Below are 26,105 nucleotides of genomic sequence, written 5' to 3'. Positions count from 1 at the left end.
CTCACGTCTCGTTCCAGAGTCGGCGGTAGTACTCCAGGCGCTGACGGTCGGGCTCGATCCCGTAGGCCGCGATGAGCGTGTCCTCCCAGCCGGGCCCGAAGTTCCACTCGGTGCTCATCGATGCGACGGCGATGTCCGCCCAGCGGTCGGCCGTGCCGAGGGCGGCGAGATCGACGAAGGCGACGGGCCGGCCGGCGGCGTCCAGCAGGGTGTTCGGCATGCAGGCGTCCCCGTGGCACACCACCAGCCGGTCGATCGGCGGCGCCGGGATCAGGTCATCCGGAACGACGATGCCGCGCGCCGCCGCGCCCGCGATCCGCCCGTCCGTGCTCCACTCCCAGGGGCAGTCGGCGACGGGCAGGGCGTCGTGCAGGGCGCGGAGCCCTTCGCCGACCGCGCGCACGGCCTTCTCCGCCTCGTCGGCCCAGCGCGGACCCACGGCACTACTCGCATCGATCGCGACGGTGACGAGCCATTCATGCGCGTCATCCTGCCCCTGCTCGATCACCTCGGGGACCGCGATCCAGGCGCGCGCCCACCGCAGGCGCTCCGCCTCGTCGCGCATGTTCGCCTCGTCGTCCAGCGGACCCCACTTGATGTAGCGGCTGTCGTCGGTGCGGAACGTCAGACCGCCGAGGCCGTTGCGCCAGACCGGGGTCAGCGTGGCACCGCGGGCGAGGGTGAGGACGCGCGGCGGGACCTCGACGGATGCGGAGGGGATGCTCACGTCTCCATCCTGCCCGACGGGCGCGGAGCCATCGAGAGCGGATCGTCGAGACGGTGTCGTAGGCTCGCTCTCGACGCGGTCCCCGGTCGTCGGCAGCATCCGATCGGTGCGTCGGGACCGACCGCATCAGAGGTTCGTGGTGGAACCAGGAACCACGTAGGCTGAAACTCAGTCGCACGACGACGTTCGAAGGAGAACATCAGATGCAGATCAGCGGACAGGGTGCCCTCATCACAGGCGGAGCCTCGGGGCTCGGCCTGGCGACCGCGCGCCGACTCGTCGCCGCGGGCGCGCACGTCACGATCATCGACCTCGCCTCGTCGAAGGGGGCGGAGCTCGCGGACGAGCTCGGCGGCCTCTTCGTCGCCGCCGACGTCACCAGCGCCGACGAGGTGCGTGCGGCGGTCGCAGCCGCGCAGTCCGCGGCCCCGCTGCGCGTCGTCGTGAACTGCGCCGGCATCGCGCCGCCGGCCAAGGTGCTCGACCGCGAGGGCAACCCCGCGGTGCTCGCCGACTTCGAGCGCGTGGTCCGCATCAACCTCGTCGGCACGTTCAACGTCATCTCGCAGGCCTCCGCCGTGATCGCCCAGAACGAGCTGCACGACGAGGAGCGCGGCGTCATCGTCAACACCGCGAGCGTCGCGGCGTTCGACGGGCAGATCGGCCAGCCCGCGTACTCGGCTTCCAAGGGCGGCGTCCACGCCATGACGCTCCCCGTGGCGCGCGAGCTCGCACGCCACGGCATCCGCGTCTGCACGATCGCCCCCGGCATCATGGAGACCCCGATGCTGATGGGGCTCCCGCAGGCCGCGCAGGACTCGCTCGGCCAGCAGGTCCCCTTCCCGTCGCGCCTCGGCCGTCCCGACGAGTACGCCGCCCTCGTGCAGCAGATCGTCGAGAACGGCTACCTCAACGGCGAGACCATCCGCCTCGACGGAGCCATCCGCATGGCACCGCGCTGACCCCGCGGCCGCTTTCCCCCTTCGCGATCAGAACCCAGGAGAACCCATGTCCCTTGCAGGCAAGACCATCCTGATGTCGGGCGGCAGCCGCGGCATCGGCCTCGCGATCGCGCTGCGTGCCGCCGCCGACGGTGCGAACATCGCGATGCTCGCGAAGACCGACACCCCGCATCCGAAGCTCGAGGGCACGATCCACACCGCGGCCGAGCAGATCCGCGCGGCCGGCGGGCAGGCCCTGCCGATCGTCGGCGACGTGCGCGATGACGACGACATCACCGAAGCGGTCATGAAGACCCAGGGCGAGTTCGGCGGCATCGACATCGTGATCAACAACGCCAGCGTGATCGACCTCTCCCGCTCGCTCGACCTGAACGCCAAGAAGTACGACCTGATGCAGGACGTGAACGTGCGCGGCACGTTCATGCTGTCGCGCGCGGCGGTGCCGATCCTCAAGGACGCCGAGAACCCGCACATCCTCTCCCTCTCGCCGCCCCTGAACCCGACGCCGAAGTGGCTCGGCGCGCACACCGGCTACACGCTCGCGAAGTTCGGCATGACCATGGCGACGCTCGGCCTCGCCGCGGAGTTCGCCCGTGACGGGATCGCGGCCAACACGCTGTGGCCCCGCACCACGATCGCGACGGCGGCGGTGCAGAACCTCCTCGGCGGCGACAAGGTCATGGCCGCGAGCCGCACGCCCGACATCTACGCGGATGCCGCGTACGCCGTGCTGCTCAAGCCGGCCGCGTCGTACACCGGCCAGACGCTCATCGTGGAGGATGTGCTCGAGGCCGACGGCGTGACCGATTTCTCCGGCTACGCGGCGATCCCCGGCACCCCCGACAGCGCGCTCTTCCCGGACATCTTCCTCGACTGAGCCCGCCGGCACTCGACCGCGCGCGGGAGGACGAGGCCGAAACGGAGAGCATCCGCTCGCGGCAGAGCGGGCCGGGCAGGGTCAGATCAGCAGGTAGACCGCGCCGACGATCGTGAGGGCGATCACGATGCGGTCGAACACGCGCTGATTCATCCGGCGCGCGACCCGCAGCCCGAGGAGGGCGCCGATCACCACGAGCGGTGCCAGCACGGCATCCATCAGCAGCACGGGCGCCTCGAACAGACCGAGGCCCGCGAGGAACGGCACCTTGATCACGTTGATGATGGCGAAGAACCACGCGGATGTGCCCAGGAACACCTGCACCGGGGTGCGGGTGGCGAGGAAGTACATCGACATCACGGGCCCGCCCGCGTTGGCGACCATCGTGGTGAAGCCGCCGAGCGTGCCGTACGCGCCCGCGAGCAGGATGCCGCTGGAAGGCGGGGCGACGGTGTCCGCCCTGCTCTGCCGCCAGCGGCGCCACAGCGTCACGGCGATCATCAGCAGCAGGATCACGCCGATCGCGCGGCGGACCACCCCGTCGCCCGCGAGCGCGAGGAAGGCGAACCCGACGAGCAGACCCGCGATGACCGCGGGGGCGAGGCGCAGCAGCGTCGGCCAGTGGGCGTGACGGCGGTAGGCGGTCAGCGCGAAGAGGTCGCCCACCATGAGCAGCAGCAGCGTCGCAGCGGTCGAGGTGCGGGCGGGCAGGACGGCCGCGAACAGCGCGATGGCGAGGATGCTGCCGCCGGGCAGCGCGGTCTTCGAGACGCCGATGATCACCGCGGCCACGGCCAGGGCCGTCCACGCCCACGGATCGAGGGCGATCACCGTTGGAGCTCGGAGACGATCGCGTCGTAGCCACGGCTCGCGGCGAGGTCGACCGGGAGCACGCCGTCGCCGTCCGGGATGCCGGCGTCCGCACCGCCGTCGAGGAGCGCGCGCACCACGTCCACGTAGCGGGGGGAGCCGTCTCCGAGCACGATCGCCTCGTGCAGCGCCGTCCAGTTCAGGTTGTTGACGTGGTTCGGGTCGACGCCGGCCTCGAGGAGGATCTCGACGGTCGCCAGCAGTCCGCGTTCGGACGCGGGGATCAGGGCCGTGCCCCCGAAGCGGTTGGTGCTCTTCAAGTCGGCGCCGTGCTCGAGGGTGAGCACGAGGATCTCGTCGTGTCCGCGAGCGCCCGCGTACAGGTATGCCGAATCCTGGATGTCGTCCTTCGCGTTCACGTCGGCGCCCGCCTCGATCAGGATCCGCGCGGCATCGACATGGTTCGCCTTGGTCGCGGCGACCAGGGCCGTCATCCCCTCGGAGCCGCGCGCCTCGATGTCCGCTCCCGCGTCGAGGGCCGCCCGCACGGCGTCGGCTTCCCCGGCAGCGGCGGCGGTGAGCAGGTCGTGCGTGGCGTCGGTCATGGCGGTCTCCTGTGTCGGCGGTGACGGATGCGCTTCCGCGGCGCAGCCCGACGCGGTCAGCAGGGTGGCCGCGAGGGCGGCGATGATCGTCATCCGTCGCACACGCATGCGTCTGGTATACCAAACGAGGCTGGAAGCGCGCGCCCTCAGCCCCGCGTGGCGGCCAGCGCCGCGGCGAACCGCGCGGCGCGCTGCTCGATGTCGGCCCAGTCGGCGGCCTTGATCGACGCGCCGTTCGCCAGGTCTCCGCCGGCGCCGACCGCGACCGCGCCGGCCGCGAACCAGGCGGCCAGGTTGTCGGGGCTCACGCCGCCGGTGGGCATCAGCGGGGCGTCGGGGAACGGGCCGCGCAGTGCGCCGAGGTAGGACGGGCCGCCGAGCGATGCCGGGAAGATCTTCACGACGTCGACGCCGAGTTCGAGTGCGCCCATCACCTCGGTGGGGGTCATCGCTCCGGTCATCACGACGCGTCCGGTGTCGAGCATCGTGCGGGTCAGGTGGGGGAGCGTGCCGGGGCTGACGAGGAACTGCGCGCCCGCCTCGGCGGCCTGGGCGGCCTGCTCCGCTGTCGTCACGGTCCCGGCGCCGATGTACGCGGCGTCGCCGTGGCGGGCGATGAGCTCACGGATCACCGCAGGGGCGTCGGGGGTGGAGAAGGTGACCTCGATGCCGGTGACCCCACCGCGGATGATGGCCTCGGAGGCCTCGAGCGCCAGCTCGGGGGACGGGGCGCGGAGGACGGCGAGGATGCCGGTGGCGCGGGCGGTGTCGAGACGGTCGGTCATGAGGCTCCTTGGAGTGAGGGACGCTCCCATTCTCCCCCGCGCAGGGTGCGTCGCCGCGCGTCGTCCGTGACGGGTCAGCTGCGGTGCGGTGCCCAGCCGTCGATCAGGGTCTTCGATTCCTTGAGTCCCAGTCCGGTGTGCTCGCGGAGCGCCTTGATGGCCGCGATGTTCGAGCCGGCCGCGACCAGCCTGTCGATGTCGGATGCCACGGCCGCCGGGAGCGACGCCCGGACCGCCGAGACGGTGGGGGTGGCCGGGGTGATCGAGGAGTGCACGGCGGTGGCGTTCGAGACCGCGGCGAGGTGCGGCGCCGTGGTGCTGACCGACCAGTGGTCGATGCGATCCTTGGCCTCCTTCAGGCTGACGCCGGAGCGGTCGCGGTACAGCTTGATGGCATGGATCTTCTGGTCGGCCGCGACGAGCCGGTCGATCTCGGCGACAACATCGCCCGTCAGGCCCGACACGGTCGTGGTCGCGGAGGAGGCGGCCGCGGAGTGCGACGTCGCGGTCGTCGGTGTGAAGACCTGCGGCTCCGGCAGCTTCGGCCGCGTCTTGCGCATGGCGACCACGATGATCCAGATGCCGCCGATGACGACACCGCCGATGACGAGGAAGAACCCCAGGAAGAGCCAGGGGATCGTCTCCCATGCGTCCATCATGAGGGGGAGTCTACGGGAGCGGTGTCGCCCGCCCCAGGGGCTTCCCATCCGGTACCGCGTACCCTGGAGGGTATGACCGAGACTCCCCGCACGCGCGAGACGCGCCCCGCAGCATCCGCGTCCGCCCCGCAGGGTCGTCCGGCCCCGGGCAAGGTCCGTGAGACCCGCACCGCGCAGGTGCGCCCGAAGACCGAGGGATGGACCCAGCAGAAGGATGCCGAGGGGCGTCCGCTGCTGCAGTTCGCGAGCCCGAAGCGCGGCAAGCCGCCGGTGCACCTGGCCGACCTCACCCCGGCCGAGCGCATCGAGAAGGTCAAGGAGCTCGGGCTGCCCGGCTTCCGTGCGAAGCAGCTGTCGACGCACTACTTCCGCCACTACACGTCCGACCCCGAGCAGATGACCGATCTTCCGGCCGACACCCGGGAGCAGCTGGTCGCCGGGATGCTGCCGCCGCTGCTCACCGAGGTGCGACGCCTCGAGACCGACCGCGGCGACACGATCAAGTTCCTCTGGCGCCTGCACGACGGCGCCCTGGTCGAGTCGGTGCTCATGCGCTACCCCGGCCGCATCACGCTGTGCGTCTCGAGCCAGGCCGGCTGCGGCATGAACTGCCCGTTCTGCGCCACCGGACAGGCGGGCCTGACCCGCAACATGTCGACCGCCGAGATCATCGAGCAGATCGTGCGCGCCAACCGTCTGATCGCCGAGGGCGGCCTCGGTGGCAAGAAGGCCGACGACCACAGCATGGAGCGCGTCTCGAACATCGTCTTCATGGGCATGGGGGAGCCGCTCGCCAACTACAAGCGCGTCATGGATGCGGTGCGGTCGATGGTCGCCCCGCAGCCCGACGGCCTCGGGATGAGCGCCCGTGGCATCACGGTCTCCACGGTCGGTCTCGTGCCCGCCATCAAGAAGCTCGCCGACGAGAACATCCCGGTCACGTTCGCCCTGTCGCTGCACGCGCCCGACGATCACCTGCGCGACGAGCTCATCCCGGTGAACTCGCGCTGGAAGGTCGACGAGGCCCTCGACGCCGCGTACGAGTACTACGCCAAGACCGGTCGTCGCGTCTCGATCGAGTACGCGCTCATCAAGGACATGAACGACCACGCCTGGCGCGCCGACCTCCTCGCGGAGAAGCTCAACCAGCGCGGACGCGGCTGGGTGCACGTGAACCCGATCCCGCTGAACCCCACTCCCGGCTCGATCTGGACCTCGTCGGAGATCCCGGTGCAGAACGAGTTCGTGCGCCGGCTCAACGACGCCGGCATCCCGACCACCCTCCGCGACACCCGCGGCAAGGAGATCGACGGGGCGTGCGGTCAGCTCGTCGCCACCACCGAGGATGAGGCCGCTTCCGCCGCGATGGCCTGAGGCGCCGCGATGGCCTGAGGCGTGCCCGCTCGGCGCCCGTCGGCGGCACCGAGGCGCTCGGCGCGGTCGAGCCAGCGGGTGATGGTGGCGCTGCTCGCGTCCTTCACACCGAGCATGCGGTGCGTGCGCACCGAGCGGATGCCGCAGAAGCGCATCGTGCCCCGGGCGACGTGGGTCTGCGCGGGCAGCCCGGTGAAGGGTACGAAGTACCAGGGGGTGTCCGCGAGCAGGAGCAGCCTGCCGTGACGGGCGGGCAGCAGCCCCTCGACGAGACCGAGCTTCGTGTAGCGGTACTCCTGCTGCGGCAGCAGGGCGCGGTCGAAGAAGCCCTTGAGCAGGGCGGGCACCGACCCCCACCAGAGCGGCGTCGCGATGACGATCCGGTCGGCTTCGTGCAGCGCCCGCTTCGCCTCGACGAGGTCGGGCTCGAGCGTCGTGCGCGCCCGGTAGCCGAAGCGCAGGTTCGGGTCGAAGTCGAGGTCGCGCAGCGCGAGCACGCGAGCATCGCCGTGCCCGTCGGCGTAGCGCCGGGCGATGGCGGCGGTCAGCGAGAGGGCGTCGGGGTGGCCGTCGATCACGAGAGTGGGCATGTCATCTTCCTATCTGGACAGTGTCAAGCTGGGTGGACAGTGTCAAGATAGGAGACAATGTTGCTCATGTCAAGTTCGAAGGACGGCTACCACCACGGCGATCTCGCCCGTGCCCTGGAAGACGCCGCCATGCAGCTGCTGGAGCGGATGCCCGCGGCGGAGATCAGCCTGCGCGAGGTCGCCCGAGCTGCGAACGTCAGCCACAACGCCCCGTACCACCACTTCTCCGACCGGCTCGGTCTGCTCAAGGCGATCGCCGAGCGCGCCATGGCCGATCTCCTCGATCAGGTCCGCTCGGCGGCGGAGAAGGCGTCGACCCCGCGGGCCGCACTCACCGACGGCGGCTCCGCATACGTCCGCTTCGCCGTCGAGCATCCGCATGCGTTCGACGCCGTCTACGACCCGACCGTCTGCGTGCCCGGATCTCCGACCCCGACGATGGCACCGCTGATCGACGGACTCGAGGCGGTGCTCGCCGAGGGGGCGGCCGCGGTCGGCCTCGACCGACCGACCGACGTCGTGGCGCTCTGGGGTCTGATCCACGGGCTCGGCACGCTCGCCGCCGCCGGGCACTTCACGCTCGACGAGGGACTGTCCGCGTATGCCGCGGCCCTCGATCGACTGCTTCCCGCGGAGTGATCCGGCCCGGTTCCGTGATCCAACCTGTGAGTCGCTCAAAGCGCTCTTCCACGCGATGCACAGGCGACATTTCGTAGATTGTTCGAATGCCCTATTCCGCCCATCGACCGGGTCGCTACGACTCGCAGGGTCGGATCATCCTCGACAGCGAACCCGACGCCGTCACGGATGACCTCGACTTCCTGCGCGAGTTCGAGCCCACCGGCACCGACGACGCCACCCGTGCGGCGTCCGCATCCGTGCCGTCCGAGGCGACCCCGATCGCCGATGCCCTCGCTGCTGACGAGTCGACCGCTGACGAGTCGACCGCCGCAGAGCCCGCCCCGGTGAAGCCGCCGCGCGAGCCCCGCCTGCGCCGGCCCCGCAAGGCGCGCAAGGCGCGCACGCCCGGGTCCCGCGCCCGGACCCTGGCCATCCTCGGTGGCGCAGAGGGCGAGATCCTCGACCGTGTCCCCGGCGAGACGCCGCGCTTCGTGCAGATGTTCTTCGTGCTCGCCGGCACCGCGCTCGTCTCGGCGATCTCGATGCTCTTCGCCCTGACCACGGGCGTGCAGGCAGCCCTGTGGCTCGCCGTGCCGCTCGCGCTCGTGTGGGCACTCATCATCTTCAACCTCGACCGCTTCCTCACGTCGACCATGAGCTCGACGCGCAACGTCTGGCGGCTCATCGGCCTCGCGATCCCCCGTGTGATCATGGCCGCGATCATCGGCTTCGTCGTCGCCGAGCCGCTCGTCCTGCAGATCTTCCACAACGACATCGCCCGCGAGGTCGCGTCGACCAACATCACGCAGTCGCAGACCGACCAGGAGGCACTCGAGTCGGGGCCGGAGAAGCTCGCGCTGGACGCGGCCACCGCCAAGGTCGCCGAGCTCGAGAACCAGGCGGCGACCGGCATCGTGGCAGGGACCGACGCCTCGTCGGCGACCGAGTCGGCGGCGCAGGCGACCGTCGACGACGTGACCGCGAAGATGACCGCCCAGCAGACCGTGATCGACCAGGCCCGCGCGCTCTACCAGTGCGAGCTGACCGGTGAGGGCGCCGGGACCGTTCCCGGCTGCACCGGCGTCAACGGCGAGGGCGCGAGCTCGAGCGCCGCCAAGGCCCAGCTCGCCGAGGCCCAGCAGACGTACGACGCGCTCGCCGCTCAGCTGCGCACCGCCAACGAGGAGCTCGCCGCCGCCGGCACCGCCGCGAAGGAGAACACCTCCTCGTCCGAGGCGCAGAACCGCGAGCAGGCGAAGTCGCAGCTCCCGACCGCCCGCAAGACCTATGATCAGGCGCTCACCGCGTACAACGCGCGCGCCGACGCCGTGGCGCAGGGCAACGCCGGAGCCGTGGGCCTCCTCAGCCAGATCAGCGGACTGAACCGGCTGAGCGAGAAGGAGCCCTCGATCCTGTGGGCGCACATCCTCATCGCCGCGCTGTTCTTCATGATCGAGCTGCTGCCGGTGCTGGTGAAGGTGCTCACGAGCTACGGCGACCCGAGCCTGTACGAGAAGGCGGCGGCGATCCGCAAGCAGGTCGCCCTCGACCGGGTCACGGCCGAGGGGTTCCGCGACCGCGCCGACATCGTCACGACTCCGACGCCACCCGCGGCGACGGCCTCGGCTCAGGCGACCTGACGCTGCGGCGTCCTGCTCCCGCCCGCCCCGTCGTCGTCCGCTCGCGCGACGAGCGACAGCCTCTGAGGCGGGAGCAGGACCTCCGCGATCACGGACGCGGCGTGCCCGGGTGCGGCGAGGGTCAGTGAGCGGACCAGCGCGACGGTCGACGGCGTTCGCGACCACGGCGCCCCGGTCAGGGCCGCCTCGATCAGGGCGAGCGGATGCCGCAGCGCCGGGTCGTGCGGACGGGCGTCGTCGTCGCTCAGCCACGTGATGAGCTCCGCGATGGTCCAATCCGGGCTGATTGGTCCAAGATTGTGCATCAGGGTGGTCATCTTCTCGTCCATTGGTCCAGAATCAGGTCTCATGAGCTCCGATGACAGGGCCAATGATCGGCCGGTGGACCACGGATCGGCCACGGATGGTTCCACGAACCTGGTGCGCGCCGGTGAGGTCTCCTCGGGCGCGCTCTCCGCGCGGCTCGGCCGCTGGACGCACGGCGACGGCACCCTCGCGACGCGACTCGCCCGCGGCATCGAGGCGCTGATCGCGAACGGCGAGCTGCGTCCCGGAGACCGGCTGCCCGCCGAGCGTACGCTCGCGGCTGCGAGCTCCGTCTCCCGCGGCACGGTCGTCGCGGCCTACACGGACCTCGCCGAACGCGGACTCGTCGAACGGCGTCAGGGGAGCGGCACCCGCATCGCCGGTGCGGTCGCGCCTGTCGCGTCCACGCAGCGTCCCGGCCGGGGCGAGGCCCTGTTCTCCGCGCTTCCGAACGCGATCGATCTGCTGCGCACCGTGCCGCAGATCTCCGACCTCGGCGTGCAGCTCATCCGCGATCACGAGCCGCGGCTGGATATCGCCCTGCTGCCCGAGACCGACCCGGCCGGACTCCCCGCTCTGCGCACCCTCATCGCGGACATGTACTCCGCCGAGGGTACGCCGACCACACCGGAGCAGATCCTCGTCACCCACGGTGCGCAGCAGGCCATCAGTCTGGTGGTCAACGCCCTCGTCGGTCCGGGTGACATCGTCCTCGCCGAGGAGATCACGTGGCCGGGGGTCACCGACTCGGTCGGCCTCCGCGGCGGCACGGTGCACGGCATCCCGATGGGTCCCGACGGGCTCGACGTCGACGCCCTCGAACAGGCGCTGGCCCGGTTGCGGCCCGTCGTCGTCGCGCTCAATCCGCACCACCAGAACCCGACGGGCTCGCGCCTCCCGGCCGCCGCTCGGCATCGTGTCGCCGAGCTCGCCGCGCAGTACGGGGTGCCGGTGATCGAGGACCGCGTGCTCGCCGGGATCTCCTTCGACGGCGTCGTGCCACCCACCCTCGCCGCCGAGCGCGCCGACGCCCCGGTCATCGTCGTCGAGTCCGTGTCGAAGTGGGTGTGGGCCGGCCTGCGGATCGGATGGCTGCGGGCCGACCCCGTGCTCGTGCGTCGCCTGCGCGGTGCGCGGCAGCTCGCCGACCAGTCCACGAGCGTGCCCGGTCAGCTGCTCGCGCTGGATCTGATCGCTCGCGCCGACGACCTCCGCCGGGCGAACAGCCGGATCCACCAGGAGCGTCTGCAACTGCTGCAGACCCTCATGGCCGAGCACCTGCCTGACTGGGCGGTCGAGCCGCCGCGCGGTGGACTGTCGCTGTGGGTGCGGGTGCCGGCGGGGTCCGCGGCCGCGCTCGCGAGGACCGCGGCCGCGCACGGTGTCTCGATCGCGGGGAGCGCCGCCTTCGCGGTGTCGGCCTCGCCCGACGACCACATCCGCATCCCCTTCACGGCGCCGGACGACGTGCTCGCCGAGGGGATCCGTCGGCTCGGTGCGGCCTGGCGCGAGTATCGGGACTCTCTCAGCGGACCTGCCTAGGGTGACCGCATGAACCGGATGCGGCGACAGACCCTGGGGATCTCGATCGTGGGCGTGCTCGCCGTCACGGCCTACGCCGCCTTCGCCGCGGTCCAGATCCTCGTGCTCAACCCCCTCGCCGCGGCACCCGGCCTCACGCTCGACGAGATCGACTCCGAGATGGCGAATGCGGGGGAGAGCCTCAGTGAGGGCGCGATGTTCTTCATCCTCGGCATCGGCGTGGTCCTCGCCGTGGTGGTCGCCGTGGTCTCCATCGGTGCGGGCGCACATCCCCTGGTGCCGACGATCGGGTTCCTGGTGCTGCTGATGCTCGGGACGATCGGCTATTTCGCCGCCTCCTTCGGCGCCGGCATGGCGCTCGCCGACACCTTCGGGATCAGCGGTGCCGACTACTCGCCCTGGGCGCGCCCGCTCTACGCCGTGAGTGCGCTCTCCGCGGTCGCCCTCATCGTCGTGGGCGTCGTGCGGGCTGTGCGCCAGCGCCCGGCCCGCGCCGTCGCCTGACTTCGGACGCCGCATCCGCCCCCGCCCTCCGAGCCAGCCAGTAGCGTGGATCCATGGTCAACTATCGCTATCTCGGCAACAGCGGTCTCAAGGTCTCGGAGATCACCTACGGCAACTGGGTCACCCACGCCTCGCAGGTCGGCGACGACGCCGCCGTGAAGACCGTTCATGCCGCCCTCGACGCCGGAATCACCACGTTCGACACCGCCGACACGTACGCCAACACGGCCGCCGAGGTCGTCCTCGGAAAGGCTCTGGAGGGGCAGCGCCGCGAGGGTCTGGAGATCTTCACGAAGGTCTACTTCCCGACCGGTCCGAAGGGTCCGAACGACACCGGCCTGAGCCGCAAGCACATCTTCGAGTCGATCAACGGCTCGCTGCAGCGTCTCGGCACCGACTACGTCGACCTGTACCAGGCCCACCGCTTCGATTACGAGACCCCGCTGGAGGAGACGTTCCAGGCGTTCGCCGACGTCGTCCGCCAGGGCAAGGCGCTCTACATCGGCGTCTCGGAGTGGACGGCCGAGCAGCTGCGCGAGGGACACGCGCTGGCGAAGCAGCTGGGCATCCAGCTCATCTCGAACCAGCCGCAGTACTCCATGCTGTGGCGCGTGATCGAGGGCAAGGTCGTGCCCGCCTCCGAAGAGCTCGGCATCTCGCAGATCGTCTGGTCGCCGATGGCGCAGGGCGTGCTCAGCGGCAAGTACCTGCCGGGCCAGCCGGTGCCGGAGGGCTCGCGCGCGACCGATCCGCACAGCGGCTCCGACTTCATCAAGGCGCTGCTGCGGGACGACATCCTCACCGCCGTGCAGCGTCTGAAGCCGATCGCCGAGCAGGCCGGACTCTCGATGCCGCAGCTCGCGATCGCGTGGGTGCTGCAGAACCCGAACGTGGCGGCCGCGCTGGTCGGAGCCTCCCGTCCGGAGCAGCTCGCCGAGACGGTCAAGGCCTCGGGCGTGAAGCTCGACGCCGACACGATGGCTGCGATCGACGAGGCCCTGGGCGACACGGTCAACCGCGACGCCGAGGGCACCTACTCGGTCTCGCCGAAATCCCGTCTGGTCTGAGGCCGGACACGAAGAAGGCCGCCGTTCTTCGGAGCGGCGGCCTTCTCCACGTCCGGGTGCTGCTCCTCAGCCGGCCCCGTTCAGCCGAGGGTGATGTCGACCTGGATCTCGGCGGCGAGGCGCTCGAGGTCGTCGCGCAGCGCATCCAGATCGACGGATGCCGGGACCTTCGCCACCACGGATGCCTCGAACAGGCGGCCCCCGGCCATCGCGGCGTCCCGCGTCTCGGTCGCGAGCTCCTCGATGCTCAGGGCGTGGGCGCTCAGCACGGTCGAGACCTCCCGCACGATGCCGGGTCGATCGTTGCCCAGCACCTGGATCTCGAGCAGCTGATCGTCGGCGGCGGCGGCATCCGGCGTGCCCGTGAGCACCGCGAGCGTGAGCAGCCCCTGTCCCTGCAGCCCGCGCAACGCGGACTGCAGGTCGCTCGACCGCTCGTCCGCGACCGAGACCTCGATCACGCCCGCGAACGTGCCGGCGAGCTCGGCCAGCGAGCTGTTCTCCCAGTTGCCGCCGTGCGCATCCACGACATCGGCGACGGCGGCCACGAGGCCAGGACGGTCTGCACCCGCGACGGTGAGGATCAGAGTAGTCATGCGGCCAGCGTAGCCCGCAGGTCTCACTCCACCCAGGTGCCGGACTCCAGGAACGACTCCAGCCGCGCGCGGTGCGGGGCGAGGTCCCAGCCCTGCGCCGCGACCCACTCGTCCGAGTAGTACGTGCCAGCGTAGCGGACCCCGCTGTCGCAGATCAGGGTCACGACGCTGCCGGTCTCGCCCGCGGCCCGCATCCGGGCGATGAGCTGGAACGCGCCGTACAGGTTCGTGCCGGTCGAGCCGCCGGCCCAGTGCAGGGTGCGCTCGCGCAGCATCCGGATCGCGGCGATGGACCCGGCATCCGGCACGCGGATCATCTCGTCGATCACGGTCGGCACGAACGAGGCCTCGACCTGCGGGCGGCCGATGCCCTCGATGCGACTCGGGCGCCCGGCCGGCGGGTCCACGGTGCCGGCCCATCCGTCGTAGAACGCCGAACCCTCGGGGTCGACGACCGCGACCTTCGTGTCGTGGCGACGGTACTTCACGTAGCGGCCGAACGTGGCGCTCGTGCCGCCGGTCCCGGCGCCGGTCACGATCCAGGTGGGGATCGGATGCCGCTCCTGGGCGAGCTGGCTGAACACACTCTCGGCGATGTTGTTGTTGCCGCGCCAGTCGGTCGCGCGCTCCGCGAACGTGAACTGGTCGAGGTAGTGGCCCGTGCAGTCGGACGCCAGGCGCTGCGCCTCGGGCGACATGTCCTCCGCGCGGTCCACGAAGTGGCAGGTGCCGCCGTAGAACTCGATGAGGTCGATCTTCTCCTGCACCGTCGAGCGCGGCACGACGGTGATGAACGGCAGCCCCAGCATGCGGGCGAAGTACGCCTCGGACACCGCGGTCGATCCGCTCGACGACTCCACGAGCGTGGTGTCCTCGCGGATGCGGCCGTTGACGAGGCCGTAGAGCAGGAGCGAGCGCGCGAGGCGGTGCTTGAGCGACCCGGTGGGGTGGACGGACTCGTCCTTCAGATACAGGTCGATGCCCCACTCCGGCGGCAGTGGGAACAGGTGCAGGTGCGTGTCGGCGCTGCGGTTCGCGTCGGCTTCCAGCAGGGCGATCGCGGTGCTGGTCCAGTCGCTCATGCCATCGAGACTACCGGCCGGTGCAGCCACCTCTCGGGCCGGTCACGCCGCGGCGGGATGCTCGGGACCGAGGTGCGCGTCCGTCGGCTCTCCGGCCGCGTCGCCCTTCAGCTCGATGAGGATCGTGTGCGTCGGCGTCGTGCCGGTGTTCTCGCCGGAGTGGCGCTGCGCGGGAAGCCAGACGGCCTGCCCGGTGGTGAGGGTCGTGTCGAACGTCCGCTCGCCCGCGCGGAGGCGACGGGAGAAGTCGCTGAGGGTGACCATGACCGAGTTGGGATGGTCGTGCGGGGTCGTCGCGTCGCCCGGGACGTCGGTGTACTCGAGCACGCGGACGTGCTCGTTCTCCCAGAGCGTGCGGTAGTGGTCGGGGTTGGTCAGGGTGGGATCGTCGGCGATCATGCGGCGACCGTACACCCGGGAGAGCCGGCGCGGCAGGCCCTCTTCCGGTGGTCCGCAGGCCACTCGTCCGGGGTGCGTCGACCGGCGCTCAGGGAGCGGTCGCGTGGCGCAGCCAGCGCTCGATACCGGCGATGTGCGCGGTGGTGAGAGAGGTCGCCAGGGCGGGGTCGCGCTGGGCGATGGCATCCGAGATGGCCCGGTGCTCCGAGAGCGTGCGCTCCACGGCCCCGGTCTCGGTGAGACCGCGCCAGGCGCGCGCCCGCACCGTCTGACTGCTCAGGTGCTCGATCAGGCTCGCGAGATACGCGTTGCCGGCCATCGCCACGATGTCCCGATGGAAGCGGATGTCGTGGTCGACGAGCTCCTCGATGCTGACCGAGGCGTCGATGCCGTCGACCTCGCGCTGCAGTTCCATGATCTGCTCGTCCGTGCCGAGCGTGGCGGCCAGCCCGGTGGCCTGCGACTCCAGCATCCGTCGCACCGCGAAGATCTCGAGCATCGAGTCGTCGTCGTGCATGTCGACGACGAACGAGATCGCCTCCAGCAGCAGGTGCGGTTCCAGGCTCGTCACGTAGGTGCCGTCACCGCGGCGCACGTCGAGCACGCGGATCACCTCGAGAGCCTTGACGGCCTCGCGGAGGGAGCTGCGGGACAGGCCGAGCCGTTCCGACAGCTCCTTCTCCGGGGGGAGGCGGTCGCCGGGGGCGAGCTCGCCGGACACGATCATCGCCTTGATCTTCTCGATCGCGTCGTCCGTCACTGCCATGGCGTCATCCTAGCGATTGATCCGATGTCTGCGGCAGGATGGGGGCATGCGAGTTCTCGATTCCCATCTGCACCTCTGGGACCCCGAGGTGCTGACCTACACCTGGCTCGAGGGCCCGATGGCGTACCGGTTCGCCGACCTCGAGCTCGAACTCGCCCGTGTCGTGCAGGCCGAGCCGGAGAAGTGCGTCTTCGTGCAGGCCGAGACCGTCGAGGACGACTTCCTCGACGAGGTGCGCTGGGTCGCCGGACTCGCACCGGCCCTCGGCCTCGTCGGCATCGTCGCGGGCATCCGTCTCGACCGGGGGACCGACACCGTCGCCCACCTCGAAGGGCTCGCTGCCGAGCCTCTCGTCGTCGGCGTCCGGCATAATCTGCAGGGCGAGGTGGACGGGCTGGCCGTCTCGGCGGCGTTCGTGACCGGTGCGCGCGAGGTCGCGGCGCGCGACCTCGCGTTCGACGCCTGCGTCCGCGCCGCGCAGCTGCCGGAGGTCGCCCGTCTCGCCGGCGCGATCCCGGAGCTGCGGATCGTGCTCGACCATCTGGGCAAGCCCGCGGTCGGCACGGCCTCCGCCCCGCTCGCCCCGACGGCGGAGTGGGTGCGCGACCTCGCCGAGCTGGCACGGCATCCGAACGCCTCGTGCAAGCTCTCCGGTCTGCCGGGCGAGGCGGGCGGCGACTGGAACGCTGCGCAGCTGGAGCCGTTCCTCGATGTCGCCGCCGATGCGTTCGGGCCGGAGCGACTGCTGTGGGGGAGCGACTGGCCGGTGTCGGTGATCGGGCCCGCCGAGGAGGACGACCCGCATGCGCCGGAGGACGGCTCCGCCACCTATCAGCCCACGGGGCGCACGCGCTGGGCGGACACCGTCATCTCCTGGGCGCAGTCGCGAGGGCACGACCTCGACGCCATCCTGTGGGCCAACGCCGAGCGGGTGTATCGCACCGACGCCCCGCGCGACAGCGCTCCTCCCGAGGCGCCGCGCACCGGCCTCCGCGCCTGGCTCCGCGGCACCCGCGGCTGACCGCGACCGGACACGGGGGCCGCGGAGCCGACGGAGGGAGCGGTTCTACTCGGCGCGGAGGCGCAGTCGCGCCATGCCGCCGTCGACCTCGATGGACGTGCCGGTGGTCGAACCCGCGTCCGGGCCCACCAGGTACGCGACCGCCGCGGCCACCTCGGCCGGGTCGACCAGGCGCCCGTGCGGCTGCCGGGCCTCGAGCGCGGCACGCTCGGCGGCGGGGTCGGTCGCGGAGTCCAGCAGTCGCCCGACCCAGGGGGTGTCGGCGGTACCGGGGTTGACCGCGTTCACCCGGATGCCCTCGCGCAGGTGGTCCGCGGCCATCGCGCGGGTGAGCGCCGACACGGCGCCCTTCGACGCGCTGTAGAGCGCCCGCTGCGGCAGCCCGGTGGTCGAGGCGATGGATGCGGTGTTGCAGACCGCCGCGGCGGGCGACTGCCGCAGCCAGGGCAGGGCGGCCGTCGTGACGCGCGCGATGCCGGTCACGTTGATCGACAGGACGCGTGCCCACTCGTCGTCGTCGTTCGCGGCGATGTCGCCCTGGGCGCCGATGCCGGCGTTGTTCACGAGGATGTCGATGCGCCCGAACCGCTCGGCCACGGCGGCGACCGCCGCGTCGACGCTCGCCCGGTCGGACACGTCGGCCGTGAACGCGGCGAAGGCGGGGTCCGCTGCCGTGGTGTCGCGGTCCAGCACCGCGATGGTCGCGCCATCCGCGTGCAGTCGTCGCGCGATCGCGGCGCCGATCCCGGATGCTCCGCCGGTGACGATCGCCACGAGGCCGTTCAATGCGCTCACTTCCGGGCCTCCCATGCCACGAACTCCTGCCGCTGACGGCCGAGGCCGTCGATCTCGATCTCCACCACGTCGCCCGCGGCGAGGTAGGGGTACTTGCCCGACAGGGCGACGCCCTGCGGGGTGCCGGTGAGGATCAGGTCGCCGGGCTCGAGGGTCACGTACTGCGACAGGTGGTGCACGATGTGCTCGACCGTGAAGATCATGTCGCTGGTGTTCGAGTCCTGGCGCGGCTCGCCGTTCACGAAGCTCCGCAGCCCCAGGGTCTGATGGTCGACCTCGTCGGGGGTGACCAGCCACGGGCCGGTCGGGTTGAAGCCGGGGGCGATCTTGCCCTTGGACCACTGGCCGCCGGACACCTCGAGCTGGAACGCACGCTCCGAGACGTCGTTCGCGGCGACGAAGCCCGCGACGTGCGCGAGCGATTCGGCCGGGGAGTCGAGGGACGAGGCGCGCGCGCCGATCACGATGCCGAGCTCGACCTCCCAGTCGGTCTTCTCGCTGCCGCGGGGGATGGTCACCGCATCGTTCGGTCCGACCACCGTGTTCGGCGTCTTCAGGAAGAGGATGGGGATGGTGGGCGGTTCCGACCCCGACTCGGCCGCGTGGGCCGCGTAGTTCATGCCGATGCAGATCACCGCGCTCGGGCGGGCGATGGGGGCGCCGATGCGCATCGTCGCGGCGTCCGCGATCTCGGGCAGCTCACCGGCGTCCCGGGCGGCGGTGACCCGGGCGACGAAGTCGCTCTCGAGGAAGTCCCCGTTCACATCGGATGTCACAGGGCGGAGGTCGAGGTAGCGGTCACCCTCCACGAGGACGGGGATCTCTGTCCCGGGGGTGCCGAGCCGCGCGAACTTCATGTTTCTCCTGATCGGTCGGGTGGCCGCTGCGATGCGGCCCATCTCGTTGACAGTATAGACATCGGATGTTTACACTCCAAAGCATCCGCACGGACAAGACCCGTGCTCCGAGAGGACCCCCACCCGTGAGCCGCATCGTCGCCCTCGACACCGCCGACATCCGCTTCCCCACGTCTCTGAGCCTGGACGGATCGGACGCGATGAACCCCGATCCGGACTACTCCGCGGCCTACGTCGTGGTGCGCACGGATGCCGGGGACGGCATCGAGGGGCACGCGTTCGTCTTCACGATCGGGCGGGGGAACGACGTGCAGGTCGCGGCGATCGACGCTCTCGCCGGACACCTCGTCGGACGGGAGGTCGAACCCCTGCTCGACGACATGGGCGGCACGTTCCGCGACCTCATCGGCGACTCGCAGCTGCGGTGGCTCGGCCCGGAGAAGGGCGTCATGCACATGGCGATCGGCGCCGTGATCAACGGGCTGTGGGACCTCAAGGCCAAGCGCGCCGGCCTCCCGCTCTGGCAGCTGCTCGCCCGCATGACGCCGGAGGAGATCGTCGACCTCGTCGACTTCCGCTACCTCACCAACGCCCTCACCCGTGAGGACGCCCTCGACATCCTGCGCGCCGCGGAGCCGGGCCGCACCGAGCGGGAGCAGCAGCTGCTCGCGACGGGGTACCCGGGGTACACCACGAGTCCCGGGTGGCTCGGGTACTCCGACGAGAAGCTCGAGCGCCTCGCCCGGGAAGCCATGGCCGACGGCTTCACCCAGATCAAGCTCAAGGTGGGCGCCGACCTCGACGACGACATCCGCCGGTTCCGCAAGGCGCGCGAGGTGTGCGGGCCCGACTTCCCGATCGCGATCGACGCGAACCAGCGTTGGGAGGTGGCGGAGGCGATCGAGTGGGTGAACGCCCTCGCCGAGTTCCACCCCGCGTGGGTCGAGGAGCCCACCAGTCCCGACGACGTCCTCGGTCACGCCGAGATCGCCCGCGGCGTCGCGCCCATCCGCGTCGCGACCGGCGAGCACGCGCAGAACCGCGTGATCTTCAAGCAGCTGCTGCAGGCGGACGCCATCTCGGTCATGCAGATCGATGCGACGCGGGTGGCGGGCGTCAACGAGAACATCGCGAACCTGCTGCTCGCCGCCAGGTTCGGCGTGCCGGTGTGCCCGCACGCGGGCGGTGTCGGGCTGTGCGAGGCGGTGCAGCATCTGTCGATGTTCGACTTCGTCGCGGTCACCGGCACCCGCGAGGGCCGCATGATCGAGTTCGTCGACCACCTGCACGAGCACTTCGTCGTCCCGACCGACATCCGGGGCGGGTCCTACATGGCGCCGACCGCGCCCGGATCGAGCATGGAGATGAAGGCGGACAGCATCGCCGAGTACACCTGGACGGGCACGCACGCCGGGGCGTGATCGCGGCCGTCCGCGGGCGGGCTCCGGTCAGCCGGCGGCGCGGCGCGCGCGATACGCGGCGACCGCGTTGCGGTTCGCGCACGTCGTGGAGCAGTACCGCTTCGAGCGGTTGCGGGAGAGGTCGAGGGCGATGGCCAGGCAGGTGTCGTCCTCGCAGACCGAGAGGCGCGATCCCTCGTCGGAGCGGATGACGTCGATCAGGGCCATGGCGGTCTCGAGGAGCACGCGTTCGTCGAGGGGATGGTCGTCGGTCACGGTGTGCAGGTGCCAGTCGGCGCCGTCGTGTCGGAGCAGACGCGGGGTGAGCCGGACCTCCGCGAGAGCCTCGTTGACGTGCGCGGCCATCTCGTCGCGGGAAGCGAGCAGCATCGAACGCAGGCGCGGACGCAGCGCGCGCAGGGATGCCACCTCGGCCTGATCGAGATCGAGCCTGCCGGTGTAGGGGAAGTCGCGGAGGAACGCGGCCTCGTCGTCCACGTCGTTGAGTGTGTCCGGATCCTCCGCGGAGTTCACGAGCCAGACGGCGGCCCGCAGAGCATCCTCGGTGTCATCGGTGAAGATCATGTTGACATCTTACAACTCGCGCGAGTAGCGTCATCGATCATGAGCACGGTGAGCAATGACTCAAGGCTGAGGTCCGCACGGGACGTGCGCCTCGGGCTGCCGCTCGCGATCGCCGCGGCCTTCGCCTTCGGCATGTCGGGCGGATGGGCGCGCGGACTCATCGACGCCGGATGGACGCCGGGCGCCGCGGTCACGGCGCGCATCTGGGTCGCGGCGCTCGTGCTCCTGATCCCGACGATCCTGTCCCTGCGTGGGCGGTGGGGGCTGCTGCGGCGCAACGCGGGGATGATCCTCGCCTACGGACTGCTCGCTGTCACCGCGACCCAGCTCTTCTACTTCCAGGCCGTCGCGGTCATGGACGTCGGCCTCGCGCTCCTCATCGAATACACCGCTCCGGTCGCGGTGCTGCTGTGGCTCTGGGTGCGGCGGGGTGAGCGGCCGAACCGCACGAGCATCATCGGCGCGGTCATCGCGTTCGTCGGTCTGGTGCTCATGCTCGACATCCTCACCGGCGCCGACGTGAACGTGGCCGGCATCCTGTGGGCGCTCGGGGCCATGGTGGGCGCGGCGACGTACTTCGTGCTCTCGGCCAAGGCCGACACCGGCCTGCCGCCCATCGCCCTCGCCGGGAGCGGACTGCTGCTCGGCGCCCTGGGTCTGACGGTCGCGGGAGCGATCGGCGTGCTGCCGATCTCGTGGACGACGGAGGACATCGCGTACCGGTTCGGCAGTGTGCCGTGGTTCGTCCCGGTGCTGGCCATGGGCGTCGTCGCGACGGCGCTCGCGTACCTGCTCGGCATCGCGTCGACCCGGATGCTGGGTTCGCGGCTCGCCTCGTTCGTCGCGCTCGCCGAGGTGGTCGCCGCCCTGCTGTTCGGCTGGCTGCTGCTCGGACAGCTCCCCGACCTGCTGCAGGCCCTCGGCGGCGTGCTCGTGCTCGCGGGTGTCGTCGTGGTCAAGCTCGGTGAGCCGGTCGCCCCGGAGTTCGTGGAGCCGGTGCCCCCGTCACGACTGCCGGTCGCGAAGGGGGAGCTCCCTCCGACCTGAGCGTTGCGGGGGGATGGGTCTTTCTCCCCATCGCCGGTGATCCGCATCTGCACTTATGCTGGCCTCGGCAGTGCGGAGGAGTGGCATGGCAGATGGGGTGGACATCCCGCTTGATTCGATGCGGGAACTGAGCGAGACACTGGGCCTGATCATGGCCGAGTTCGGTGATAAGGGTGCGGGGGCGCGAACCGGCAGGCTCCTCGACGCGATCGGCGAGCCCCTGGGCGACACGAGGCTCGCCCGCGCCGCCGACGAGTTCGAATCGGCCTGGGACGACAAACGGGAGACGCTGCGCCGCGAACTCGAGGAGATGAAGACCCGCATCGACGATGCACGCGACGGCTGGCGCGAGGCCGACCTCGAGCTCGCCAGGAGTATGGAGCCCAAAGAGTGACCGAGAACTCATACATCTACTCGCGCGTCGACATGCCCCACACCCCCGGCGGACGCGAGGTCAGGATGATCGACGGTTCGCCGAGTGCGATCGCGGCGCATGCCACCGACATCGAAGAGCTCGGGCAGAAGATGGCCAACGCCGCACTCACGCTCGAACTCTTCGCCGACGGCGCCGTCGGCAAGGGGGAGTCCTTCGAGGCGATTCGCGAGCAGGCGAAGAAGGTGCACGCCGACCTGTCCGCCGCCGCAAAGAGGTACCGACCGAGCGGCGCGGCGCTCGGCGCCTACGGGCGAAGCCTGGAGACCGCTCAGAGCGAGACGGGATGGCGCGTCAGCGGGGCCGAGCGCACCTGGGAGGAGGTTCGCGCCGCCTCTCTCGCGCTCGGCGGAGCCGCGGCGGAGAAGAGCGAGTGGGAGCGCAACGACCGCAACGGCGTCGAGCAGACCGGCACGGCGCCCAGCGATGCCTCGGAGCAGGCGGCCTTCGACACCGCCGTCGAGGGTTGGGAGTACTACTGGGCCGGCTTCGATGCGCCGACCCAGACCTGGGAGACCGCCTACGAGGCCGCGTGCGCGGGCCTCGAGAAGGTCAATGCGGATGGCGTCTCCGACAGTTTCTGGGACAACTCGATGCCATTCGTCGAGGCGATGCTCGCGGTGCTGCTCGTCGTCGGCATCGTGCTCATCATCGTCGCCTTCGTCGTGACGGGGCCTCTCGCGCTCCTCGCCGGAGTCCTCGCCGCTGTCGCGGGCGTGCTCAGCCTGCTGGGCGAGATCGCGAAGCTGAACGCCGGTCGTGGTGACTGGCAGAGCGTCGCGCTCGCGGCCATCGGCATCATCCCGTTCGGCAAGCTCGCCAAGTTCGCGACGTTCGTCAACCCCGGCAAGTTCCCGCAGATCGCGGCCGTGTTCCGCATCGCCGGAGATGACTTCGCCCAGTACGGCAGCAAGCTCGATGATTTCCTGAAGACGCGGATTCCTGATCTTTTCGAGGGGGCGCACGGTCTGAATTCGCAGAACCTCATGCGAATTCTCCACACACCCCAGTTCCTCCTTCAGGGCAACATGCGCGTCGGCGGTTGGCGTGCGGGGTGGCAGGCGCTCGCGGGCAATCCGACCAACGCCGCGCAGGCATTCGGAGGAGCTGCCGACGTGTACGTGCGATTCACCAGCACCCTCAAGGACCTCAACGAGGCGTTGACCTAGAGCCGTTAGGCTCGACACCGGCGCATCCGACGCCGGTCGATTCCAGGAGGCTCCCCGATGTCGCTGCGCGCTGAAGTTATCGACGCGTCCGCGGGTATGCCGGCGTTCGCCGTCCTCCTGCCCGCGGGGTGGGAGGCGACGGATGCCTCGTTCGGATCGATGCGCCCTCGTCTCGATGCCGTGCTCGATCAGTTCCCGGTGGCGAATCGCGCTGTGATGCGCGCTCGTGTCGAGGAGATGATGGCGACCGCGCGCGCCGAGGCCTCTCGCGCCGAGGTGGTGCGCGTGTTCGCTCCTGCCGGCGCTGACGCCGAGGACTTCGTCCCGGTGAGTCTGGTCGCCTCCTGGCTGCGTGCGCCCGGTGGCGGTTCGCTGCAGGATCTCGGGAGCGGCTTGATCGCGAACCGCGGAGCGACGCCGCTCGACTCCGGCGGAACCATCCTGCGGTGGACGATGGATCAGAAGAGCACGGTCGAAGGCGGCGAGGTCGACATCGCCGGCTCGGGCTATCTGCTTCCCGTGCCCGGGCATCCGTCCGTCGGCCTGATGTTCCGCTCGCAGATACTTCGCGGCGCGGATGGCTCGCAGCTGCCCGACGAGGGGCTGCGGGCGATCTCGCTCGTGTGCGATGCGATCGTGGCCAGCGTGAGGTGGCGTCGTGGCTGAGCTGACTATGCAGGCGGACCCGGCGGTCTGGCAGGTCGTGCCCGGCAAGGACGACATCGCCGCCTGGTACGAGCGGCAGATCGCTTCGGCACCCGAAGACTCCCGAGAGGCGGTGGCCACGGCATGCGCCCTGGCTCTCGGTGCCCGCGTCGACACCGATCTGAGCGCTGTCCTGCTGCTGTGTGACCCGACGGCCGAGCTTTACGCGATGCTCGGCATCGCCGCTCTCGACGGCGTACCCGCCCCCGCGACCGGCGAGGGGGCGTTGGGTGTCGCCGAGGCCCTCGTGCCCAGTCCGTGGCCCGGTCAGGCGCTGCCGTTCGACTTCGTGGGTGTCTCCGGCTGGAGAGTGACTCTCCTCGATGAGCAAGGAGCGCACGGGGACGGTCTCGTCGCGCTGCCGCAGACCGTGTCGACGGTCTACGTGGCTGACGTGTGCGGGCGTTGCGTCGTGGCGGCGCTCTCGTCGTTGACACCGTTGGCGGCAGCGGTCGTTCATGGACTGGCTGAACAGGTTGTCGCGACGTTCGACGTCGCAGAAGGAGATGAGCATGTCGGCTGATCAGACGTCGACTCGACCGAGTCAGCGTGTACTTCTCGACGCGGCGACGGCGGAGATGAACGCCTTCGACCGTGTCGGTCGCAAGGACCTCGCCCTCGAGACCTGGCACTCCGCCCGGGAAGCGGCGGAGAAGGCTCGAAAGGACTGCTGGGCGTGGCTGCGTGCTGAATATGGTGCGCGTAACCCGCACTGGGGGTGGGCGTCGTTCACCTTACTCGCCGCGGCGCTCTGCGCGGCAGTGGCAGCCGTGCTCACGAGCGGATTCCGATTCGACCCCGCTGACACGGCGGTCGTCGCGACCGTTCTCGCGGTGATGGCGGCGTTCGGCGACCTTCTCGTCATCCTGGCGAGCCGATTCCGCCCACTCGACAGGGGAGCACTCAGGTCTCAGGCGATCGTCACGATCGCGCTCGTCCTTGCCGCGGGATTCCAATTGTCCCGGGGATTGACGACGGCGCCCGTGGTCATCGGGGCCGCGCTGATCGGCGTCGGTGCGCTCATCACCTACTTCGTGGTGCGCGGTGCCGACCCGGAAGGCACCGAAGAGATCGACACCGCCATCAACGTGGCCCTCGCGCGCATGCGTCCGCAGGTGGCTGCGATCGGCGAGCGGATGCAGGCCGACCTCACGGCGCAGTTGAGTGAGTCGGAGCGGGCGGCCATCGTCGGGTCCCGGGGGCCGCTGCCCGCGGGTGCGCCGGTCGACGACCGCGCGCCGGCAGGAGGCGTGATCATCGCTGTCATTCTGGGCACATGGGTGCCCGAGGTGCTCCGCGCGTCCGATGCCTGAGGTCGAACCGGTGGTGCCGGAGGGCACGCCAGCGGGCGGTGCGATGATCTCGGCGCTCTTGGTCGACTGGCACCCATACTCCAAGCAGGACTGATGCGCACGCTGCATCAATGAAACGGCAGGCACGATGAATGTATACGAAAGAATCGATCATTTCATCTGAGGCCTGACCGGGGCCGGTTTATGTATACACTGAGGGCATGACCCTCGCCGTCGAACGCACCTCCGCGAGCGATCGCGCGTATGCGGCCCTGCTCGACGACATCCAGTCCGGTGCCCTTCCGGCCGGCTTCGTGCTCGGCGAGGTCGACCAGGCCGAGCGGCTGGGCGTGAGCCGCACGCCGATGCGCGAAGCGCTGCGTCGCCTCATCGCCGACGGGCTCGTCGTGCAGCAGTCGCCGCGGGTCACCGTGGTCGCCGACCTCGACGCCGACGACATCCGCTCCCTCTTCGAGATCCGCCGCGCACTCGAGGAGAGCTCGGCCCGTCTCGCCGCCGCCCGAGGAGACGCCGCACTCTTCGCCGCGCTCGCGGACGAGTTCGCGCAGGTCGACCTCGACGGGGCGGAAGGCCGCGACGCGTACTACGCGCTGATCGCCCGGTTCGACGCCGCGCTCGACGCCGCGGTCGCCAACGACTACATCGCCTCGGCGTTGCGCACCGTGCGGACCCACCTCGTGCGGGTGCGCCGGATGGCGCGTGACAAGCCCGCTCGCCTCGCCGCCTCCGCCGGCGAGCACCGCACCATCGCTCAGGCGCTCGCCGCCCGCGACGGCGACCTCGCCGCCCACGCCACGCACGTGCATCTGCACAACGCGCTCGCCGGCATCCTCGACTCCCTCCCCGACAGCAACAGTGAAGGATAAGC

At 70.6% G+C, this 26,105-nt stretch carries 31 protein-coding genes; 17 read left to right on the top strand and 14 right to left on the bottom strand.

Annotated features, from left to right (window positions below; all coding sequences use genetic code 11):
* Position 1 precedes the first annotated feature (1 nt).
* Complete coding sequence (locus AC07VM_RS05445; protein ID WP_494910286.1) at positions 2–727, bottom strand: phosphotransferase; 726 nt, start codon at positions 725–727, stop codon at positions 2–4.
* A gap of 203 nt (positions 728–930) precedes the next feature.
* Between AC07VM_RS05445 and AC07VM_RS05440 the strand changes: the two genes are divergently transcribed.
* Positions 931–1,689, top strand: a complete 759-nt coding sequence (locus AC07VM_RS05440) for an SDR family NAD(P)-dependent oxidoreductase (protein ID WP_494910285.1) — start codon at positions 931–933, stop codon at positions 1,687–1,689.
* A 46-nt stretch (positions 1,690–1,735) separates the two neighbouring features.
* Positions 1,736–2,566: an SDR family oxidoreductase gene (locus tag AC07VM_RS05435; RefSeq protein WP_021198290.1), complete on the top strand. Its 831-nt coding sequence runs from the start codon at positions 1,736–1,738 to the stop codon at positions 2,564–2,566.
* Positions 2,567–2,647: 81 nt separating this feature from the next.
* Here AC07VM_RS05435 and AC07VM_RS05430 read toward each other — a convergent pair whose 3' ends face one another.
* The 4 genes from AC07VM_RS05430 to AC07VM_RS05415 all read right to left on the bottom strand — a co-directional run bounded on the left by AC07VM_RS05430 (position 2,648) and on the right by AC07VM_RS05415 (position 5,425).
* Positions 2,648–3,397, bottom strand: a complete 750-nt coding sequence (locus AC07VM_RS05430) for a sulfite exporter TauE/SafE family protein (protein ID WP_494910284.1) — start codon at positions 3,395–3,397, stop codon at positions 2,648–2,650.
* Positions 3,394–4,089: an ankyrin repeat domain-containing protein gene (locus AC07VM_RS05425; protein ID WP_494910283.1), complete on the bottom strand. Its 696-nt coding sequence runs from the start codon at positions 4,087–4,089 to the stop codon at positions 3,394–3,396. Before AC07VM_RS05425 ends, AC07VM_RS05430 begins: the two co-directional genes overlap by 4 nt.
* 38 nt (positions 4,090–4,127) lie before the next feature.
* Positions 4,128–4,766 carry a bifunctional 4-hydroxy-2-oxoglutarate aldolase/2-dehydro-3-deoxy-phosphogluconate aldolase gene (locus AC07VM_RS05420; RefSeq protein ID WP_494910282.1) on the bottom strand — a complete coding sequence of 213 codons (639 nt, stop codon included), beginning with the start codon at positions 4,764–4,766 and terminating at the stop codon, positions 4,128–4,130.
* Positions 4,767–4,840: 74 nt separating this feature from the next.
* On the bottom strand, positions 4,841–5,425 hold the full coding sequence (locus AC07VM_RS05415; RefSeq protein ID WP_494910281.1) for a ribosomal protein L7/L12: 585 nt from the start codon (positions 5,423–5,425) through the stop codon (positions 4,841–4,843).
* 72 nt (positions 5,426–5,497) lie between these two features.
* Here AC07VM_RS05415 and rlmN point away from each other — a divergent pair, with 72 nt between their 5' ends.
* Entirely contained in the window at positions 5,498–6,799 is a 1,302-nt protein-coding gene (gene rlmN, locus AC07VM_RS05410; protein ID WP_494910280.1) for a dual-specificity RNA methyltransferase RlmN, read from the top strand.
* Here rlmN and AC07VM_RS05405 read toward each other — a convergent pair.
* Positions 6,748–7,389, bottom strand: coding sequence for an NAD(P)H-dependent oxidoreductase (locus AC07VM_RS05405; protein ID WP_494910279.1), 642 nt, complete (start codon positions 7,387–7,389; stop codon positions 6,748–6,750). The genes rlmN and AC07VM_RS05405 overlap by 52 nt on opposite strands.
* Before the next feature lie 66 nt (positions 7,390–7,455).
* On the opposite strand from AC07VM_RS05405, the gene AC07VM_RS05400 reads away from it, so the two are divergent.
* Positions 7,456–8,028, top strand: coding sequence for a TetR/AcrR family transcriptional regulator (locus tag AC07VM_RS05400; RefSeq protein ID WP_494910278.1), 573 nt, complete (start codon positions 7,456–7,458; stop codon positions 8,026–8,028).
* Between the two features lie 86 nt (positions 8,029–8,114).
* Positions 8,115–9,650, top strand: a complete 1,536-nt coding sequence (locus tag AC07VM_RS05395; protein ID WP_494910277.1) for a DUF4407 domain-containing protein — start codon at positions 8,115–8,117, stop codon at positions 9,648–9,650.
* Here AC07VM_RS05395 and AC07VM_RS05390 read toward each other — a convergent pair.
* The gene (locus AC07VM_RS05390; protein WP_494910276.1) at positions 9,638–9,979 is read right to left on the bottom strand and encodes a hypothetical protein; all 342 of its coding nucleotides are present in this window, start codon (positions 9,977–9,979) and stop codon (positions 9,638–9,640) included. The two genes, AC07VM_RS05395 and AC07VM_RS05390, sit on opposite strands and share 13 nt — an antisense overlap.
* A 19-nt stretch (positions 9,980–9,998) precedes the next feature.
* Between AC07VM_RS05390 and AC07VM_RS05385 the strand changes: the two genes are divergently transcribed.
* The 3 genes from AC07VM_RS05385 to AC07VM_RS05375 are packed head-to-tail and all read left to right on the top strand — an operon-like array spanning position 9,999 to position 13,069.
* Positions 9,999–11,498 (top strand): aminotransferase-like domain-containing protein, encoded by a 1,500-nt coding sequence (locus AC07VM_RS05385; protein ID WP_494910275.1) that lies wholly within the window; start codon positions 9,999–10,001, stop codon positions 11,496–11,498.
* Between the two features lie 9 nt (positions 11,499–11,507).
* Positions 11,508–12,002 carry a hypothetical protein gene (locus AC07VM_RS05380; protein ID WP_494910274.1) on the top strand — a complete coding sequence of 165 codons (495 nt, stop codon included), beginning with the start codon at positions 11,508–11,510 and terminating at the stop codon, positions 12,000–12,002.
* 53 nt (positions 12,003–12,055) lie between these two features.
* On the top strand, positions 12,056–13,069 hold the full coding sequence (locus tag AC07VM_RS05375; protein WP_494910273.1) for an aldo/keto reductase family protein: 1,014 nt from the start codon (positions 12,056–12,058) through the stop codon (positions 13,067–13,069).
* An 80-nt stretch (positions 13,070–13,149) separates the two neighbouring features.
* Here the strand turns inward: AC07VM_RS05375 and AC07VM_RS05370 are convergent, their stop codons facing one another.
* The 4 genes from AC07VM_RS05370 to AC07VM_RS05355 all read right to left on the bottom strand — a co-directional run bounded on the left by AC07VM_RS05370 (position 13,150) and on the right by AC07VM_RS05355 (position 15,912).
* Complete coding sequence (locus tag AC07VM_RS05370; protein ID WP_494910272.1) at positions 13,150–13,665, bottom strand: glycine cleavage system transcriptional repressor; 516 nt, start codon at positions 13,663–13,665, stop codon at positions 13,150–13,152.
* 23 nt (positions 13,666–13,688) lie between these two features.
* A complete protein-coding gene (locus AC07VM_RS05365) occupies positions 13,689–14,747 on the bottom strand; it encodes a PLP-dependent cysteine synthase family protein (protein WP_494910271.1) in 1,059 nt (352 codons plus the stop codon).
* A 42-nt stretch (positions 14,748–14,789) separates the two neighbouring features.
* On the bottom strand, positions 14,790–15,146 hold the full coding sequence (locus AC07VM_RS05360) for a cytoplasmic protein (protein WP_267416129.1): 357 nt from the start codon (positions 15,144–15,146) through the stop codon (positions 14,790–14,792).
* A gap of 88 nt (positions 15,147–15,234) precedes the next feature.
* Positions 15,235–15,912, bottom strand: a complete 678-nt coding sequence (locus AC07VM_RS05355) for a FadR/GntR family transcriptional regulator (protein ID WP_494910270.1) — start codon at positions 15,910–15,912, stop codon at positions 15,235–15,237.
* 46 nt (positions 15,913–15,958) lie between these two features.
* Here AC07VM_RS05355 and AC07VM_RS05350 point away from each other — a divergent pair, with 46 nt between their 5' ends.
* Entirely contained in the window at positions 15,959–16,933 is a 975-nt protein-coding gene (locus AC07VM_RS05350; protein WP_494910269.1) for an amidohydrolase family protein, read from the top strand.
* 45 nt (positions 16,934–16,978) lie between these two features.
* Here AC07VM_RS05350 and AC07VM_RS05345 read toward each other — a convergent pair whose 3' ends face one another.
* Together AC07VM_RS05345 and AC07VM_RS05340 are read right to left on the bottom strand one after the other, a co-directional pair.
* A complete protein-coding gene (locus AC07VM_RS05345) occupies positions 16,979–17,743 on the bottom strand; it encodes an SDR family NAD(P)-dependent oxidoreductase (protein WP_267416125.1) in 765 nt (254 codons plus the stop codon).
* Positions 17,725–18,585, bottom strand: a complete 861-nt coding sequence (locus AC07VM_RS05340) for a fumarylacetoacetate hydrolase family protein (RefSeq protein WP_494910268.1) — start codon at positions 18,583–18,585, stop codon at positions 17,725–17,727. The genes AC07VM_RS05345 and AC07VM_RS05340 overlap by 19 nt, the downstream gene beginning before the upstream one ends.
* Positions 18,586–18,710: 125 nt before the next feature.
* Between AC07VM_RS05340 and AC07VM_RS05335 the strand changes: the two genes are divergently transcribed.
* The gene (locus tag AC07VM_RS05335) at positions 18,711–20,006 is read left to right on the top strand and encodes an L-fuconate dehydratase (RefSeq protein ID WP_494910267.1); all 1,296 of its coding nucleotides are present in this window, start codon (positions 18,711–18,713) and stop codon (positions 20,004–20,006) included.
* 27 nt (positions 20,007–20,033) lie between these two features.
* On the opposite strand, the gene AC07VM_RS05330 is transcribed toward AC07VM_RS05335, so the two are convergent.
* Positions 20,034–20,570, bottom strand: coding sequence for a CGNR zinc finger domain-containing protein (locus AC07VM_RS05330; protein WP_494910266.1), 537 nt, complete (start codon positions 20,568–20,570; stop codon positions 20,034–20,036).
* A gap of 48 nt (positions 20,571–20,618) precedes the next feature.
* Between AC07VM_RS05330 and AC07VM_RS05325 the strand changes: the two genes are divergently transcribed.
* From AC07VM_RS05325 to AC07VM_RS05295, 7 genes are all read left to right on the top strand, one after another.
* Positions 20,619–21,617 carry an EamA family transporter gene (locus AC07VM_RS05325; RefSeq protein WP_494910265.1) on the top strand — a complete coding sequence of 333 codons (999 nt, stop codon included), beginning with the start codon at positions 20,619–20,621 and terminating at the stop codon, positions 21,615–21,617.
* A gap of 85 nt (positions 21,618–21,702) precedes the next feature.
* The gene (locus tag AC07VM_RS05320; protein WP_494910264.1) at positions 21,703–22,011 is read left to right on the top strand and encodes a hypothetical protein; all 309 of its coding nucleotides are present in this window, start codon (positions 21,703–21,705) and stop codon (positions 22,009–22,011) included.
* Positions 22,008–23,219, top strand: coding sequence for a hypothetical protein (locus tag AC07VM_RS05315; RefSeq protein ID WP_494910263.1), 1,212 nt, complete (start codon positions 22,008–22,010; stop codon positions 23,217–23,219). Before AC07VM_RS05320 ends, AC07VM_RS05315 begins: the two co-directional genes overlap by 4 nt.
* A 57-nt stretch (positions 23,220–23,276) precedes the next feature.
* A complete protein-coding gene (locus AC07VM_RS05310) occupies positions 23,277–23,885 on the top strand; it encodes a hypothetical protein (protein WP_494910262.1) in 609 nt (202 codons plus the stop codon).
* Positions 23,886–23,892: 7 nt separating this feature from the next.
* On the top strand, positions 23,893–24,447 hold the full coding sequence (locus AC07VM_RS05305) for a hypothetical protein (RefSeq protein WP_494910261.1): 555 nt from the start codon (positions 23,893–23,895) through the stop codon (positions 24,445–24,447).
* The gene (locus AC07VM_RS05300; RefSeq protein WP_494910260.1) at positions 24,437–25,237 is read left to right on the top strand and encodes a hypothetical protein; all 801 of its coding nucleotides are present in this window, start codon (positions 24,437–24,439) and stop codon (positions 25,235–25,237) included. The genes AC07VM_RS05305 and AC07VM_RS05300 overlap by 11 nt, the downstream gene beginning before the upstream one ends.
* 200 nt (positions 25,238–25,437) lie before the next feature.
* Positions 25,438–26,103 carry a GntR family transcriptional regulator gene (locus AC07VM_RS05295; RefSeq protein WP_494910259.1) on the top strand — a complete coding sequence of 222 codons (666 nt, stop codon included), beginning with the start codon at positions 25,438–25,440 and terminating at the stop codon, positions 26,101–26,103.
* The last annotated feature ends 2 nt before the right edge of the window (positions 26,104–26,105 follow it).

The organism is Microbacterium sp. GW821-FHT01D02, assembly GCF_059422585.1.
This window is presented reverse-complemented; position numbering and strand designations above follow the sequence as displayed.

Excerpts from the sequence above, each read along its gene's own strand:
- AC07VM_RS05365 (WP_494910271.1), bottom strand. The coding sequence starts at position 14,747 with ATGAGCGACTGGACCAGCACCGCGATCGCCCTGCTGGAAGCCGACGCG.
- AC07VM_RS05380 (WP_494910274.1), top strand. The coding sequence starts at position 11,508 with ATGAACCGGATGCGGCGACAGACCCTGGGGATCTCGATCGTGGGCGTG.
- AC07VM_RS05435 (WP_021198290.1), top strand. The coding sequence starts at position 1,736 with ATGTCCCTTGCAGGCAAGACCATCCTGATGTCGGGCGGCAGCCGCGGC.
- AC07VM_RS05390 (WP_494910276.1), bottom strand. The coding sequence starts at position 9,979 with ATGGACGAGAAGATGACCACCCTGATGCACAATCTTGGACCAATCAGC.
- rlmN (WP_494910280.1), top strand. The coding sequence starts at position 5,498 with ATGACCGAGACTCCCCGCACGCGCGAGACGCGCCCCGCAGCATCCGCG.
- AC07VM_RS05350 (WP_494910269.1), top strand. The coding sequence starts at position 15,959 with ATGCGAGTTCTCGATTCCCATCTGCACCTCTGGGACCCCGAGGTGCTG.
- AC07VM_RS05370 (WP_494910272.1), bottom strand. The coding sequence starts at position 13,665 with ATGACTACTCTGATCCTCACCGTCGCGGGTGCAGACCGTCCTGGCCTC.
- AC07VM_RS05395 (WP_494910277.1), top strand. The coding sequence starts at position 8,115 with ATGCCCTATTCCGCCCATCGACCGGGTCGCTACGACTCGCAGGGTCGG.
- AC07VM_RS05295 (WP_494910259.1), top strand. The coding sequence starts at position 25,438 with ATGACCCTCGCCGTCGAACGCACCTCCGCGAGCGATCGCGCGTATGCG.
- AC07VM_RS05420 (WP_494910282.1), bottom strand. The coding sequence starts at position 4,766 with ATGACCGACCGTCTCGACACCGCCCGCGCCACCGGCATCCTCGCCGTC.
- AC07VM_RS05330 (WP_494910266.1), bottom strand. The coding sequence starts at position 20,570 with ATGATCTTCACCGATGACACCGAGGATGCTCTGCGGGCCGCCGTCTGG.
- AC07VM_RS05360 (WP_267416129.1), bottom strand. The coding sequence starts at position 15,146 with ATGATCGCCGACGATCCCACCCTGACCAACCCCGACCACTACCGCACG.
- AC07VM_RS05385 (WP_494910275.1), top strand. The coding sequence starts at position 9,999 with ATGAGCTCCGATGACAGGGCCAATGATCGGCCGGTGGACCACGGATCG.
- AC07VM_RS05300 (WP_494910260.1), top strand. The coding sequence starts at position 24,437 with ATGTCGGCTGATCAGACGTCGACTCGACCGAGTCAGCGTGTACTTCTC.
- AC07VM_RS05440 (WP_494910285.1), top strand. The coding sequence starts at position 931 with ATGCAGATCAGCGGACAGGGTGCCCTCATCACAGGCGGAGCCTCGGGG.
- AC07VM_RS05345 (WP_267416125.1), bottom strand. The coding sequence starts at position 17,743 with ATGGGAGGCCCGGAAGTGAGCGCATTGAACGGCCTCGTGGCGATCGTC.
- AC07VM_RS05310 (WP_494910262.1), top strand. The coding sequence starts at position 23,277 with ATGTCGCTGCGCGCTGAAGTTATCGACGCGTCCGCGGGTATGCCGGCG.
- AC07VM_RS05415 (WP_494910281.1), bottom strand. The coding sequence starts at position 5,425 with ATGATGGACGCATGGGAGACGATCCCCTGGCTCTTCCTGGGGTTCTTC.
- AC07VM_RS05340 (WP_494910268.1), bottom strand. The coding sequence starts at position 18,585 with ATGAAGTTCGCGCGGCTCGGCACCCCCGGGACAGAGATCCCCGTCCTC.
- AC07VM_RS05305 (WP_494910261.1), top strand. The coding sequence starts at position 23,893 with ATGCAGGCGGACCCGGCGGTCTGGCAGGTCGTGCCCGGCAAGGACGAC.
- AC07VM_RS05425 (WP_494910283.1), bottom strand. The coding sequence starts at position 4,089 with ATGCGTGTGCGACGGATGACGATCATCGCCGCCCTCGCGGCCACCCTG.
- AC07VM_RS05400 (WP_494910278.1), top strand. The coding sequence starts at position 7,456 with ATGTCAAGTTCGAAGGACGGCTACCACCACGGCGATCTCGCCCGTGCC.
- AC07VM_RS05405 (WP_494910279.1), bottom strand. The coding sequence starts at position 7,389 with ATGCCCACTCTCGTGATCGACGGCCACCCCGACGCCCTCTCGCTGACC.
- AC07VM_RS05375 (WP_494910273.1), top strand. The coding sequence starts at position 12,056 with ATGGTCAACTATCGCTATCTCGGCAACAGCGGTCTCAAGGTCTCGGAG.
- AC07VM_RS05355 (WP_494910270.1), bottom strand. The coding sequence starts at position 15,912 with ATGGCAGTGACGGACGACGCGATCGAGAAGATCAAGGCGATGATCGTG.
- AC07VM_RS05320 (WP_494910264.1), top strand. The coding sequence starts at position 21,703 with ATGGCAGATGGGGTGGACATCCCGCTTGATTCGATGCGGGAACTGAGC.